Source organism: Georgenia sp. TF02-10 (genome assembly GCF_022759505.1).
Taxonomy (GTDB): domain Bacteria; phylum Actinomycetota; class Actinomycetes; order Actinomycetales; family Actinomycetaceae; genus TF02-10.
Genome location: NZ_CP094289.1, coordinates 3832645 through 3846652 on the forward strand (window position 1 = coordinate 3832645; position 14008 = coordinate 3846652).

Here is a 14008-nt window from a genome sequence, read left to right on the forward strand (position 1 = left end):
GTCGTCGCGTCCGGTCATTCGGAAGCCGTCACGGGGCGGGGGGAATCCTGGGCGCTGGTTGTGGGCATCGCGCTCGTGGCGCATACTAAGGCGGTCGTAAGTAGGTCGACTCCGGCGGCCTTTTCTGCCATAATGGTTCTATGCGCGACAACGACGGCCGGAAGCTGGACCACGCCACCTTGGAGCAGATGCGGTTCCGCGCGGTGGACGCGGTAGAGGCCGGGGCCCACCCGGAAGATGTCGCGAAGATGCTGGGGATGCACGCGAAAACGGTGTACGGGTGGTTGGCCAGAGCGCGTGAGGGTGGCCGGGATGCGTTGAAGGCCAAACCGGTCCCGGGTCGGCCACCAAAGCTGGACGGAAGCCAGCTGCGCCGGCTTTACACACTGATCGTCGGGACCAACCCGCGCCAGCTCCAGTTCGACTTCGAGCTGTGGACCCGGGCGATGGTGCGTGAGGTGATCCGGCGCGAGTTCGGGGTGCACCTGTCGGAGGTGTCCGTGGGCCGGTTGCTCAGGAAGCTCGGCCTGTCGCCCCAGCGCCCGCTGTGGCGGGCCTGGCAGGCCGACCCCGAGGCGGTGGAGCGGTGGAAGGCGGAGGAGTTCCCCGCGATCCGGGCGGCGGCCAAGGCCGAGGGCGCGACGGTGTACTTCGCGGACGAGGCCGGCATCCGCTCGGACTACCACGCCGGGACCACCTGGGCCCCGGTCGGGCGCACCCCGGTGGTCAAGGCCACCGGGGCCCGGCACTCCCTGAACATGATCTCCGCGCTCACCCCCGCCGGAAAGCTGCGGTTCGCCACCTACACCGGCTCCTTCACCGCCGACCAGTTCATCAGCTTCTGCAAGAAGCTGCTCGCCGACACCGGCCGCGACGGCGGCGGCGGGGTGTACCTGGTCGTCGACGGTCACTCCACCCACAAGGCCAAGAAGGTCAAGGAGTTCATCGCCTCCACCGACGGCCGGCTGAAGGTGTTCATCCTGCCCGCCTACTCACCACAGCTCAACCCCGACGAGTGGGTCTGGAAGAACGTCAAGCACGACCGCGTCGGGCGCACCGCCCCACGCACCGCCGAGGAGTTCAAGAGCAACGTCATCGCCGCGCTCCACCGCCTCCAGAAACTACCGCACCTGGTACGCGGGTTCTTCGCCGATCCAGATCTCCGCTACATCACCGCATAACGGACCGGAGTCGACTTACTTACGTTCTCCTTAGTACGAGACCGGGGCCATGAGCCACCACGAGCCTCCGCGCTCGTGTCAGGCAGGCGCATATCGCCCCGCCCGCAGGTGCAGATCGCCCCACCTCACAGGAACAGGCAGAACGGGTGCCCGGACGGGTCGAGCATCACGCGCACGTCCTCCTGCGGCTGGACCCCGGCAAGGCGTGCGCCACGGGAGACTGCCCAGGCGACGGCCGCCTCGAGGTCCTCCACCCAGACGTCGAGGTGCTGCGACGCCGTCTGGTGCCCCTCCTGGGCCGGCCACACCGGTGCGACGAAGTACCGCTCGTGCTCGAAGTTGAGCGTCGGCCCCGGCTCGCCGTCGGGCGGACGGGTCTGCGCCCACCCGCCGCGCACCGGGTCGCCCGGGACGGGCGGCTCGTCGGCCGAGACCGGCCACCCGAGCAGCTCGGAGTAGAAGTGCGCCAGCTCGCTCGGCCGGTCGGTGCCGATCGTCACGGACGTCACACGCAGGAACGGTCGCGCCATCGCTGAGCTCCTCAGTCCGGATGCCGGCAAGACTGGCCACAGCGTAGGCCGGACCCGACCATCGACGAGGGGCACGCCCCGGCACGAGCGACCAAGCCGGCCGCTCCGTCCCCAGCAGATCTGCCCGGAGCAGCATCGTCCCCCGGCGGGCGCCCCAGCCCGGTGAGATGGAGGCATGACCACCCAGCAGACCGCCCCCGCCCCCCTCGACCTGGACGTCCAGCAGCGCCTGATGGTGCAGCGCATCATCGTGCTCGGCACCGAGCTCGACCAGGAGTCCGGCAACCGCCTCTGCGCGCAGCTGCTGCTCCTCTCCGCCGAGGACTCCCGACGCGACATCAGCCTGTGGATCAACTCCCCCGGCGGCTCGGTCCCGGCGATGCTCGCCATCCGGGACGTCATGCGCCTCATCCCCAACGACGTCGCGACCCTCAACCTGGGCATGGCCTACAGCGCCGGGCAGTTCCTGCTCAGCGCCGGCACCCGGGGCAAGCGGTACGTGCTGCCGCAGGCGAAGGTGCTGCTCCATCAGGGCTCGGCCGGCATCGGCGGCAACGCTGCCGACATCGCCATCCAGGCGGACGACCTGCGGCACACCCGCGACACCGTCCTGGCCCTCATCGCGCAGGACACCGGGCAGGACGTGGCCACCATCGAGCGGGACTCGCGGCGGGACCGCTGGTTCACCGCTACTGAGGCGGTGGCCTACGGGTTCGCCGACCGGGTCCTGGACCGGGTCGAGGACATCCGTCCGGCCCCGGCCCGCCGTGCCGGACTGGGGGCCTGACCGATGGCCAGCTACCCGATCCCCTACGTCACCACCCAGACCCCGCGCGGGGAGCGCACCGTCGACATCTACAGCCGGCTGCTGGCCGAGCGGATCGTCTACCTCGGCACCGAGATCGACGACGGCGTGGCCAACGCCCTCATCGCCCAGCTCATCCACCTCGAGTCGGAGAGCACCGACCAGCCGATCAGCTTCTACATCAACTCCCCGGGCGGCTCGGTGACCGCCATGCTCGCCGTCTACGACACGATGCAGTACGTCCGCGCCCCGATCGCCACCACCTGCGTCGGCCAGGCGGCGTCGTCGGCAGCGGTACTGCTGGCCGGGGGCGAGCCGGGCCAGCGTGCGATGCTCACCCGCGCCCGGGTCATCCTGCACCAGCCCGCCACCGAGGGTCGCGGCGCCGTCCCCGACCTCATCCTGGAGGCGGAGGAGGTCGCCCGGGTCCGCGCGATGCTGGAGGAGCTCATCGCCAAGGACACCGGCCGCACCGTGGCGCAGGTCCGCGAGGACACCGAGCGCGACCTCGTCCTCACGGCTCCCCAGGCGCTGGACTACGGGCTGGTGGACCATGTCCTCGACCGCCGGCCGGCTCCCGCCGGCGCGGCCCTGCTCGCCGGGTGAGGGGTTCAGGCGGCCAGGCGGTGGGCCGCCGACGGCGGTCGCACGGCCTGGGTGGGGACGGGCAGGCTCGCGGGGGCTGGCAGGCCCCTGGGGGCCGGCAGGCCCGCGAGGACAGGCAGGTTTATCCCGGCCGGCAGGCCCATCGCTGCCGACAGGTTCATGTGGGCCGGCCGGCTCATCCCGGCCGACAGGTTCGTGTGGGCCGGCCGGCTCGTCTGGGTCGGTCGTGCCGTCCGGACCGGCGCGACCGCCCGAGCCGACAGCGTCACCCTGGCCGGCCCGGCCATCCGTGCGCCGGCGCGCCGGACGACCTCGGCCGCGGGCAGGCCGAGCGCACCGCTCAGCGAGCGCAGCACCTCCGATGAGGGATCCTTCAGCCCGCGCTCGATCTCCGAGAGGTACTGAGGCGAGATCGACGCCGCCGCGGCCACGTCGACCAGCCGCTCCCGCCGCGCGACCCGCTCCGCCCGCAGCACCTGGCCGACCGCCTCGCGCAGCAGCGGGGCCGGCGCGGCCCGCCGGTCCGGCGCTCCGGGCCGCCGAGCCGGGACACTCCGAGCCGGGACACCCCCAGTCGGCGCAGTCGGGCCGGTACGGGGAACCACGCTCAGGGTCGCCATCGCCACACCGTATGGCCACCAGCCCGGCGAGCACCCAGCGATCTGCTGACAGCGGATCGACCCGCCCGGAACGCTGTACCGGAAGTCGAACCGGGAGCGGTGGGCGTGCCGGCAGCACCGGGCCACCGGACCCGGCAGTGTCTGGGACGCCGTCGGCGTGGTATTTTTCATGACACTGAAAAACCCTCTCGAACTTCGATGGAGAAGCCATGGCCGTGCCGCTCCCCGCGACCCGTGGGCCTCTCCGTCCCACCCGATTGGAGAGCAGTGCACCGCATCCGCTTCACCGACGACTGGTACGTCGCGACCGAGACGCCGGGCCGCGAGCGGCCGGCCTCCGGGCCGGTCCGGCTGCCGCACGATGCCATGCTTCTCGAGCCGCGCGACCCCGACTGCGCGAACGGCGCCAACACGGGCTACTACCCCGGCGGCATCTACCGGTACACGAAGCGGTTCGACGCGCCCGGTGACTGGCGCGGCCAGGTCGTGCTCGCCGAGTTCGAGGGCGTGTACCAGCGCTCGCGCGTGACCCTCAACGGCGTACCGGTGGGCCGCCGACCCTCCGGATACGCGGAGTTCCGGGTGCCGCTCACCGAGGCCCTGCGCTTCGACGAGGAGAACGTGCTCGAGGTCCTGGTCGACAACTCCCAGGAGCCGAACAGCCGCTGGTACACCGGCAGCGGCATCTACCGCCCGGTGCACCTGCTCGTCGGGCCGCCGGTGCACGTCGCGCCGTCGTGGCCGCGGATCTCGACGGTGTCGGCCGACGCGTCCTCGGCGACCGTCGAGGTACGTACCGTGGTGGCGAACGACGGCGCCGTCGACCGTGACGTCGTCGTGTCGGCCGTGCTGACCGGCCCCGCCGGGAACCAGGTACCCGCTGAGGGAGTCGGCGTGACCGTGCCGGCCGGCGCATCGGTGACCGTCATGCAGACCGTCACCATCCCGGATCCCGCCCGCTGGTCTCCCGAGACGCCCGCGCTGTACGACGCCGAGGTCACTGTCGCGGCGGGGGACGGATCGGCCGACACGGGGGACGGGACGGCCGACACCGGGGACGCCGGTACCGACGCGCGGGACGCCGCGGCCGACGCGGGGCACCCCGGGGCCGACGTGGCGACGGCGCGCTTCGGCATCCGCACCCTCGCCGTCGACGCTCGCCAGGGGCTGCGGGTCAACGGGCGCCCGGTGAAGCTGCGCGGCGCGGCGGTCCACCACGACCACGGCGTCATCGGCGCTCATACGCTGCCGGCGGCGGAGCACCGGCGCGTGCGCCTGCTCAAGGAGGCGGGGTTCAACGCGATCCGCAGCGCCCACAACCCGGCCTCTCGCGCGCTCCTCGATGCGTGCGACGAGCTCGGCATGCTGGTGATGGACGAGCTGACCGACGTGTGGACTCGGCCGAAGACGAACTGGGACTACTCGCTCGACTTCCCGCAGTGGTGGGAGCGGGATCTCGAGTCGATGATCGAGAAGGACGCGCACCACCCGTGCGTCGTCATGTACTCGATCGGCAACGAGATCGGCGAGACCGCCACCGCGCAGGGCGTCGCGCTCGGCGGGCGGATGGCGGCCCGGACGCGGGAGCTGGATCCCACCCGTCCCGTGGTCAGCTGCATCAACGCGTTCCTCAACCTCGCCGCCGCCTCCGACGAGGCCAAGGTGCAGCGGAAGGCGGCGAAGGCCCGGGCTGCCGGCCGCCAGGAGGCGAACAAGAACCTCGTCCTGCTGCTGAACCTGTTCATGGCCGTCATGTCCAAGGCCATGAAGCTCGTGCTCACCAAGCCCATCGTCGACAAGAAGACCCGGGACGCCTACGCCGCCGTCGACATCGCCGGCTACAACTACATGGCCGCCCGGTTCCGGACGGACCACCGGCTGCACCCCGACCGGGTCATGGTCGGCAGCGAGGACCCGGCCACGCAGACGGTCGCGATCTGGCACGACATCGCCGACCAGCCGCACGTCATCGGCGACTTCGTGTGGACCGGGTGGGACTACCTCGGCGAGGGCGCGCTCGCCGCCGCCCGGTACAACGACCGGCCCCGGCTCTACCTGCCCTACCCGGCGCTGGCCGCCGGCACGCCGAACATCGACATCACCGGCGTGCGGCAGACGCAGTCCTTCCTCAACGAGATCGCGTGGGGGCTGCGGACCGACCCGTACCTCGCCGTCCGTCCGGTGAACCACGCCGGCGACACGCTGGTCGCGTCGAGCTGGCGGTCGACGGACTCGATCCGCAGCTGGAGCTGGGAGGGGCACGAGGGCCGCACCGCCGTCGTGGAGGTGTACGGGCCCCGGGGAGAGGTTGAGCTGCGCCTCGACGGCGCGACCGTCGGCCGCGCCGCGGTCGGCCCCGAGACGGGTCACCTGGCGACGTTCGAGGTGCCGTACGCACCGGGCGAGCTCACGGCGGTCCTGTCCTCCGACGGCGCCGAGATCGGCCGCGACACGCTCCGCAGCGCCGGCACGACGTCGCTGCGGCTCACTCTGCTCGCCGAGGAGCACGCGCTCCGGGCCGACGGCGACGACCTCGCCCACGTGCACATCGAGCTGACCGACGCCGACGGCGTCCTCCGCCCGCTCGCCGACCGCCCCGTTACGCTCCGGGTCGACGGCGCGGCGCAGCTCCTCGGCTTCGGCACCGGCGAGCCGATCACGACCGAGGGCTTCGACTCGCCGACCCGCACCACCTACTACGGCCGGGCGCTCGCCGTGCTGCGCGCCGGGCGGGAGCCGGGCCGGGTCACCGTGACTGCGACGGCGGACGGGTGCGACCCGGGCCGGGTCGAGCTGGCGGTGGAATGACCGGGGCGCGGCGTCGCTCGCGCCGGGAGCAGGAGTGCGGGCATCGCCGTGACCGGAGGTCCGCGCGGCGGCGGTCGTCCTACCGCTTGGCGGGGCGACCGCCGCCCGCCAACCGCGTCTCGACGCCGGCGACGATGAGGTCGAGCGCGTACTCGAACTGCTCGACCGTCTCGGGGGCCCAGTGCTCGATCGCGGCTCGGGCGTTCGCCAGCTTCCCCGGCGCCGTCTCGGTCAGCGCGCGCAGCAGCTCCGTCTTCTGCGGGTGCACGCGGCCGTCCGCCGTCACGACGGCCTCACGGGCGGAGGAGAAGGCGATCATGTTGGCGGCCGTGATGGTGCGCGTCGCCTCCGCGGCGGACAGGCCGGCCTCGACCAGACGGGCCTGGACGTCGTCGACCAGGGCGAGCGCCCGCGTCGCAGTGCCGGTCGGGAGGCGGAAGTACGCGCTCTGCGACCCGCCGAGCACCAGGGCCTCGCGCAGGCGGCGGACGACGGTCCGCAGCGCTTCGCGCCAGTCGGCGTCGGCGGGAACTGCGGTGCTGGCGAGGTGCGCGTCGACGACCTCGGCGGCGACGAGCTCGCGCAGGGTCTCGCGGTCGGAGACGTGGTAGTTCACCGCCGACGGGTCGACCCCGAGCTCGGCCGCGACGGCCTTCATGGTCAGCGCGGACGGGTCCATGGTCTTCGCCACGTCGACGATCCGCTCGCGGGTGATGCGCGGGGGCCGGCCGCGGCGCGTGCGGCGCGGCGCCGGCTGGGCGACCGGGTCCTCCGCCTCGAACACCCCTCCACCGTAATCGTTCGGGTCGATGGTGCTGGTGCCCGGTCCAGCCTTCGTTTGCGTCCTGCCTACGCCTCCCCCACCCGGTGGCTGGGTGGCGGCGCACCTTCCGGGAAGAGCCAGCCGAGGGCCGCGAGGGTCTTGTCCGCGTAGACGTGCCGGCCGGTCCGAAGCCCGCAAGCGAGGTCCTCCAGCGCACGGCACCGGGCGTAGAGGGTGACCCGCTCGAGGAGCTGGGTCGTGGCCCGGTGCCGGCCGTAGGTGCTCAGGGCGGCGTCGAGGCCGCGTGGGCCGAGGTCGCGGTAGATCGGGGCGAGGTCGGCGGCCGGGTCGGCGAGCGCGGCGTCGGTCCAGTCGATGACGCCGGTGACTTGCCCGGTGGCCGGGTCGAGGAGGCGTGCTCAATCCCCAGGTCGTTGTGGCACAGCGCCCGGTCCTGGGCGGGGGCCGGTGGGGCGGTGCTGAGGAACGCCCGAACGTGGTCTTGGGTGGGCCCGAGGTGGTCGGCGACGGCGCTGTAGGACTGCTGTGCCTCCGCCAGCCAGTCGGCTGGTGCGGTGTCGTCGGCGTCGACGAGCGCGGCCCATCGCTCGATCAGCTGGGTGTGGAGGGCGGCGAGCAGGGTGCCCAGCGCGACCCCGACCGACACCGCGTGGGCGGCCGGGTCGGGGTCCTCGAGCAGCGGGCGGCCGGGGAGCTTGCGGTAGGCGAGGCAGCCGGCATCGCCGTCGACGAGCACAGGCATCGGCACGGGGAGCGGCGCGACCGCGGCGACGGCGTGCAGGAGATCGGCCTCGCGCACCACCTGCGCCACGGGGCCCGTGCCGGTCAGGCGCACGACGAGGTCGCCGTCGACCTCGTAGGCGGCATGGCCCAGCCCGTCCCCAAGGAGCCGGACCGACCGGGCGGGGTACCCGTGCCTGGCGAGCAGCCGCCGGACCGCCGAAAGCTCAGCGCTCACGTGGTCCCCCTCGGGGCGATCAGCGCTCGCAGGTCCCTCGCCAGGGTGGTCAGCGCTCACGTCGTCCCTCGCCGGAGCGGCCGGACGTCGAGACGGCGGGGACCCGGTCGGACGCCGGGTGCCCAGGCGGCCGGCTCGGCCTCGTCCTGGTCATGGTCATGGTCATGGTCATGGTCATGGTCATGGTCATGGTCATGGTCATCGGAAGGTTGGCTGGGCCGGGGACCATCCGGCAACGGTAGACGGCGTCCTGCGCCTCGTGCCCGCCGTCGGTTGACCGCGTTGCGCTGCGCGGTTGCCACTCCTTATTAATCTTTGTAACTCGCCTCCCTTACGACTCTGGACGCTTGTGGATGTTGCAAGTGCCTGAGTGGGGCGGCGGGTGCCGAGGAACGGCCGAACCTGGTCTTGGGCGGGCCTGAGGTGGTCGGCGACGGCGCTGTAGGGCTGCTGTGCCTCGGACAACCAGTCGGCTGGTGCGGTGTCGTCGACGTCCACGAGCGCGGCCCATCGCTCGATCGGCTGGGTGTGGAGGGCGGCGAGCAGGGTGCCAAGCGCGGCCCCGACCGATGCCGCGTGCGGCTGGGTCGGGGCCCTTGAGCAGCGGCCGGCCGGGGAGCTTGCGGTAGGCGAGGCAGCCGGCGTCGCCCTCGACCAGCACGGGCACCGGCACGGGGAGCGGCGCGACCGCGGCGACGGCGCCCAGGAGATCGGCCTCGCGCACCACCTGCCCCGCAGGGCCCGTGCCGCTCAGGCGCACGACGAGGTCGCCGTCGACCTCGTACGCGGCGTGGTCCAGCCCTTCCCCGAGCAGACGGACCGACCGGGCGGGGTACCCGTGCCGCCTCGTGCCCGCCGTCGGGCCACCGCGGATCCGGATACCGTCCAGCACATGTGGTTCCAGCACGAGTCCCGGTTCGTCGACCGCCCGCAGATCGAGGCCATGTGCCAGCGCCTCCTGGTGGAGGCTCGTGAGCGGCTGCAGATCGGGCGCTACCAGTGCGTGCTGCTGCTGCCGCCGGACCTCACCCGGGCGCACTCGGGGGCCGGCTGGATCACCGAGCACCTGTACCGGCTCCTCGACGCCGAGGGCGCGGAGGTGCACGTGATCCCGACGCTGGGCCAGCACGTGCCGCACACGCCGGAGGAGAACCGCTGGATGTTCGGCTCCATCCCGGAGGAGCGGATCCATGCCCACCACTGGAAGACCGGGGTGACCAACGTCGGCACCGTGCCGGCCGACGTCGTGAGGGAGAAGACCGGCGGCGCCGTCGACTGGGAGATCCCGGTCGACCTGAACATCATGCTGGTCACCGAGCCGTGGGACCTCGTCATCAACATCGGTCACGTCGTGCCGCACGAGGTGCTGGGCTTCGCCAACCACAACAAGAACTACTTCATCGGCCTCGGCGGCAAGCGCACGCTGGGGGCGTCCCACATGGCCTCCGCCGTCTACGGCATCGAGAACAACCTCGGCAACCTGCTCACCCCGGTGCGGGCGTGCTTCAACTACGCCGAGGAGCACTTCCTCGCCGACCTGCCGGACGTCTACCTCCAGGTCGTCATGGACTACGACGACGGCGGGCGGCTGCGGCACACCGGCGTCTACGTCGGCGACGACCTCGAGACGTACCTCGCCGCGGCGCGGGCGAGCCGGGAGCAGAACATCACCGTGTTCGACGAGCCGGTGCGGAAGGTCGTCGCCGTCATGCAGGCGGACGAGTTCCGCGCCACCTGGGTGGCCAACAAGGCGGTGTACCGCACCCGGATGGCCATCGCCGACGGTGGTGAGCTCCTCGTCATCGCGCCCGGCGTCGAGCGCTTCGGGGAGCAGCCGGAGGTGGACGCGCTCATCCGGAAGTACGGGTACCTCTCCCAGGCGGAGGTCATCGACCTGTACCGGACCGAGGCGGACATGCAGGACATCCCGCACGGCACCGCGCACCTGGTGCACGGCTCCGCCGAGGGCCGGTTCACCATCACCTACGCACCGGGGATGCTCTCGCGCGCGGAGATCGAGTCCGTGGGCTACCGGTACCTGGACCTCGCGGAGGCCCAGCGCCGCTACGACCCCGAGGTCATGACGGACGGCTGGAACACCATGCCGGACGGGGAGGAGGTCTTCTACATCTCCACCCCGTCGGCCGGGCTGTGGGCAACCCGGGAGAAGCTCGAGCAGCGGGCGGGCCACGAGCTGCACCCCTGACCGACGGATCGAGGCCCTGCTCGCGCACGACGAGGCGGGGAGACAATGACCGCACCCGCCGCCGACCGGAGGAAGCTGCCGTGACCGATGACCTCAGCGACGACGTCCGAGCGGCGGTGGCCGCCGTCGGCCGGCTCCTCGAGGGCCGCGCCCCGCTGGGGGTGGCCTACTCGGGCGGGGTGGACTCCGCCACCCTCCTCGCCCTGGCCGCCCGCACGCTCGGCGCGGACGCCGTCGTGGCGATCCTCGGCGTCTCCCCGTCCCTGGCGGCGGACGAGCGCCGCGCCGCCCACGCGTGCGCGGCCGGGATCGGGGTGCGGGTGGTGGAGGTGGAGACCAGGGAGGGCGAGGTGAGCGCCTACCGGGCCAACGGCCCGGACCGGTGCTTCCACTGCAAGGACGAGCTCTTCACGCGGATCTCGGCGGAGGTCGTCGCCGATCTGGGGCTCGCCGCCGTCGCCTACGGGGAGAACGCCGACGACGCCCGGCGGCCGGACCGCCCCGGGGCCCGCGCCGCCACGGACCACGACGTCCTCCGGCCGCTCGCCGACGCGGGGCTGACCAAGGCGGCGGTGCGGGCGGTCGCGCGCGAGCTCGGGCTGCCCGTCGCGGACAAGCCGGCCGCACCGTGCCTGGCCTCGCGCATCCCGCACTTCTCGGAGGTGACGCCGGAGAAGCTGCACCAGGTGGAGGTGGCCGAGGCCGGCCTGCGCCGGCTCGGGTTCACCGACTGCCGGGTCCGTCACCACGGCGAGGTGGCCCGGGTCGAGCTCCTCGCCGAGGACATCCTGCCGGCGGCCGAGCAGCGCCAGGCCGTCCACGCCGCCGTCACCGCCGCCGGCTTCCGGTTCGTCGCCCTGGACCTGCGGGGCATCCAGTCCGGGGCCTTCACGCTCCCGCTCGTCGGTGTCACGCATGGCTGACGGGACGCGGGACGCGCCGGCGCACGCGGAGTGGCGGGTGGGTCCGGAGCTCGCCGCCGTCGCCCGCCTCGACCTGGACCGGGGTGCCCGGCGCGGATATCCCGAGGCGGTGCTGTGCGCGCCCAAGACGCCCGAGCAGGTCCGGCTCATCGCGGCCGAGGTCGCCCGTGCCGGGGTCCCCACGCTCTTCACCCGCGCCGCGCCCGAGCACGCCGCCGCGGTCCTGGCCGCGCTGCCGGACGCCCGCCACGACCCCGACGCCCGCCTGCTGGCCTGGCCGGCGGAGCCGCCGGAGCCCAGCGGCGGGCTGGTCGTGGTCCTCGCCGCGGGAACCTCCGACCTGCCGGTGGCCCGCGAGGCCGAGCTCACCGCCCGGCACCTCGGCCGGCCCACCGAGCTCGTCGTCGACGTCGGCGTCGCCGGCCTGCACCGGGTCCTCGGCCAGCTCGACCTGCTGCGCTCGGCTCGCGCGATCGTCGTCGCGGCCGGTATGGACGGTGCCCTGCCGAGCGTGGTGGCCGGCCTGGTGCCGGCGCCGGTCGTCGCGGTGCCCACCTCGGTGGGCTACGGCGCCGCCTTCGGCGGGCTCGCGCCGCTGCTCACCATGCTCAACGCCTGCGCGCCCGGGGTGGCGGTGGTCAACATCGACAACGGCTACGGGGCGGGCCACTACGCCGCCCAGGTCGCCGCGCCGTCGTCGGCGTAGGGGTCGGCACTCCGGCGGGCCAGGGCTCCACCGGGCGCGCATCTGCTGATGAAGCCGGGCCGGGGCCGATACCTTTGCCGGGAGTGACCGCCGCGGGGTTCGGTCCAGGGCCGCCGCCGCGGGTGGCGCTCCCGAGCGCGCTGCCGTGCGGGGCGCGACCGAGGCCAGCAGGACCGACCCGAAGGAGCGTTGAGATGTCCTCGACCGACCGGACCCTGCAAGAGCCCGAGACCAGCGTGGTCCACGACGACCCGTACCACCTCCACCCCGACGGCGTCCGGGAACCGCCCACCACCTGGCGGGGGTCGTTGCGGTTCTTCGGCCCCGGGCTCATCGTCTCGGCGTCGGTCGTCGGCGCCGGCGAGCTCATCACCGCCACCGCTCTCGGCGCCGAGGCCGGGTTCGTCCTGCTCTGGCTGGTCATCTTCTCCACCCTCGTGAAGGTGGCCGTGCAGGTGGAGATGGCGCGCTACTCCATCGTCACCGGGCTCGGCGGCATGGAGGGCTACACACGCGTGCCGCCCCGGCTGGGACGCGTCGGCTGGGTGTTCGTCATGTGGGCGTTGATGGCGATCTCGAAGCTCATCCAGACCGGCGGCCTCATCGGCGGCATGGCGGCGGCGCTGTCCATCCTCTTCCCGATCGGCTCCGCCCCGCTCGAGACGACGTCGCTGACCATCTGGGCCGTCGTCGTCACCGTCCTGGCCATCGTGACCCTCTACTCCAACAGGTACGGGCTCATCGAGAAGGTCGCCGTCTTCCTGACGATGACGTTCGTCGTCATCACGGTCGTCGTCGCGCTGGGGCTGCCGATGACCGAGTACGGGTACTCGGGCGGGGACCTCGCCTCCGGGCTCTCGTTCTCCCTGCCCGCCGGTGCGATCGGCGTCGCCGTCGCCATGTTCGGGCTCACCGGCGTGGGGTCGGAGGAGATCACGGCCTACACGTACTGGTGCCTGGAGAAGGGCTACGCCCGCTGGTCCGGCCCGAACGACGGCTCCGCCGGGTACAAGCGCCGCGCCCGCGGCTGGATCAAGGTCATGCAGAAGGACGCCCTCGTCTCCTGGGTCATCTACACGGTGAGCACCATGGCCTTCTACGTCATGGGTGCCGCCGTGCTGCACCCGCAGGGGCTGGTCCCGCAGGGCAACGACATGATCCAGGTGCTCTCCGAGACCTACTCCAGCGTGCTCGGCGAGTGGGGACGGATCCTCTACCTGGTCGGCGCCCTGGCCGCGCTCGGCTCGACCATCTGGGCGGCCATCCCGTCCTGGTCCCGGTCGTGGGCCAACGCCCTGAGCATCGTGGGCGTCTACGACTGGACCGACCGGCACAAGCGGAACAATTGGATGCGCTTCTTCATCGTCGCGCTCCCGACGGTCTGGCTGCTGACGTTCCTGTGGATCGCCTCGCCGTTCGTCATGATCCTCATCGGCGGGATTGCCGGGGGGATCTTCCTCGCCGCGGTGGCCGTCTCCGCCTGGTACCTGCGCACCACGTACGTCGAGCCCGACCTGCGCGGGGGGCGGTTCGCGACCGTGGCGATCGCGGTCAGCGGCATCGCGATCCTGCTGCTCGGCGTGTACACCGCGCTGAGCTCGACCGGGCTGGTCAGCATCGGCTGACCGGGTGACGTCCCTGGGCGGCGGCAGATGACTACAGCCCGGAGGCGCTCAGGCGCCAGGCGTGGCGCCTGAGCGCCTCCGGTCGCGTCGCCGACGATTCGGGCTACGTCGTCGGCCCCCCTCATCGGCGACGTCCTCGCTGCCCTCGTCCATCGCTCATTGGACGCGAGCTGGGATGTGGTCACCACCCGCATCTACCAGGTCGAGGAGCTGCTGCACGACAAGCGGCAGGAGCGGAGCTGACCATGAGCAGCGG

Annotated in this window: 13 protein-coding genes; 8 read left to right on the forward strand and 5 right to left on the reverse strand. The window is 72.6% G+C overall.

Features of this window, described 5'->3' with window-relative positions; translation table 11 throughout:
• The first annotated feature begins 140 nt into the window (after positions 1 to 140).
• Positions 141 to 1181, forward strand: a complete 1041-nt coding sequence (locus MF406_RS17470) for an IS630 family transposase (protein WP_242892089.1) — start codon at positions 141 to 143, stop codon at positions 1179 to 1181.
• A 125-nt stretch (positions 1182 to 1306) separates the two neighbouring features.
• On the opposite strand, the gene MF406_RS17475 is transcribed toward MF406_RS17470, so the two are convergent.
• Complete coding sequence (locus MF406_RS17475) at positions 1307 to 1711, reverse strand: VOC family protein (protein ID WP_242895868.1); 405 nt, start codon at positions 1709 to 1711, stop codon at positions 1307 to 1309.
• A 175-nt stretch (positions 1712 to 1886) separates the two neighbouring features.
• Between MF406_RS17475 and MF406_RS17480 the strand changes: the two genes are divergently transcribed.
• Together MF406_RS17480 and MF406_RS17485 are read left to right on the forward strand one after the other, a co-directional pair.
• Positions 1887 to 2498, forward strand: coding sequence for a ClpP family protease (locus tag MF406_RS17480; RefSeq protein ID WP_242895869.1), 612 nt, complete (start codon positions 1887 to 1889; stop codon positions 2496 to 2498).
• 3 nt (positions 2499 to 2501) lie between these two features.
• Complete coding sequence (locus MF406_RS17485; protein WP_242895870.1) at positions 2502 to 3122, forward strand: ClpP family protease; 621 nt, start codon at positions 2502 to 2504, stop codon at positions 3120 to 3122.
• A 5-nt stretch (positions 3123 to 3127) separates the two neighbouring features.
• Here the strand turns inward: MF406_RS17485 and MF406_RS17490 are convergent, their stop codons facing one another.
• Entirely contained in the window at positions 3128 to 3742 is a 615-nt protein-coding gene (locus MF406_RS17490) for a helix-turn-helix domain-containing protein (protein ID WP_242895871.1), read from the reverse strand.
• Positions 3743 to 4009: 267 nt separating this feature from the next.
• Here MF406_RS17490 and MF406_RS17495 point away from each other — a divergent pair, with 267 nt between their 5' ends.
• On the forward strand, positions 4010 to 6550 hold the full coding sequence (locus MF406_RS17495; RefSeq protein WP_242895872.1) for a glycoside hydrolase family 2 TIM barrel-domain containing protein: 2541 nt from the start codon (positions 4010 to 4012) through the stop codon (positions 6548 to 6550).
• 79 nt (positions 6551 to 6629) lie between these two features.
• Here the strand turns inward: MF406_RS17495 and MF406_RS17500 are convergent, their stop codons facing one another.
• The 3 genes from MF406_RS17500 to MF406_RS17505 form a co-directional block, all read right to left on the reverse strand.
• On the reverse strand, positions 6630 to 7334 hold the full coding sequence (locus MF406_RS17500; protein WP_242895873.1) for a TetR/AcrR family transcriptional regulator C-terminal domain-containing protein: 705 nt from the start codon (positions 7332 to 7334) through the stop codon (positions 6630 to 6632).
• A 65-nt stretch (positions 7335 to 7399) separates the two neighbouring features.
• Positions 7400 to 7690 carry a hypothetical protein gene (locus MF406_RS19180; protein WP_371744680.1) on the reverse strand — a complete coding sequence of 97 codons (291 nt, stop codon included), beginning with the start codon at positions 7688 to 7690 and terminating at the stop codon, positions 7400 to 7402.
• Positions 7597 to 8292, reverse strand: a complete 696-nt coding sequence (locus tag MF406_RS17505) for a phosphotransferase family protein (RefSeq protein ID WP_242895874.1) — start codon at positions 8290 to 8292, stop codon at positions 7597 to 7599. The genes MF406_RS19180 and MF406_RS17505 overlap by 94 nt, the downstream gene beginning before the upstream one ends.
• Before the next feature lie 547 nt (positions 8293 to 8839).
• On the opposite strand from MF406_RS17505, the gene MF406_RS17510 reads away from it, so the two are divergent.
• The 4 genes from MF406_RS17510 to MF406_RS17525 all read left to right on the forward strand — a co-directional run bounded on the left by MF406_RS17510 (position 8840) and on the right by MF406_RS17525 (position 13752).
• The gene (locus tag MF406_RS17510) at positions 8840 to 10498 is read left to right on the forward strand and encodes a lactate racemase domain-containing protein (protein ID WP_242895875.1); all 1659 of its coding nucleotides are present in this window, start codon (positions 8840 to 8842) and stop codon (positions 10496 to 10498) included.
• An 80-nt stretch (positions 10499 to 10578) separates the two neighbouring features.
• On the forward strand, positions 10579 to 11421 hold the full coding sequence (larE, locus tag MF406_RS17515) for an ATP-dependent sacrificial sulfur transferase LarE (RefSeq protein WP_242895876.1): 843 nt from the start codon (positions 10579 to 10581) through the stop codon (positions 11419 to 11421).
• On the forward strand, positions 11414 to 12127 hold the full coding sequence (gene larB / locus MF406_RS17520) for a nickel pincer cofactor biosynthesis protein LarB (RefSeq protein ID WP_242895877.1): 714 nt from the start codon (positions 11414 to 11416) through the stop codon (positions 12125 to 12127). The genes larE and larB overlap by 8 nt, the downstream gene beginning before the upstream one ends.
• A 194-nt stretch (positions 12128 to 12321) precedes the next feature.
• Positions 12322 to 13752: an Nramp family divalent metal transporter gene (locus MF406_RS17525; protein ID WP_242895878.1), complete on the forward strand. Its 1431-nt coding sequence runs from the start codon at positions 12322 to 12324 to the stop codon at positions 13750 to 13752.
• The last annotated feature ends 256 nt before the right edge of the window (positions 13753 to 14008 follow it).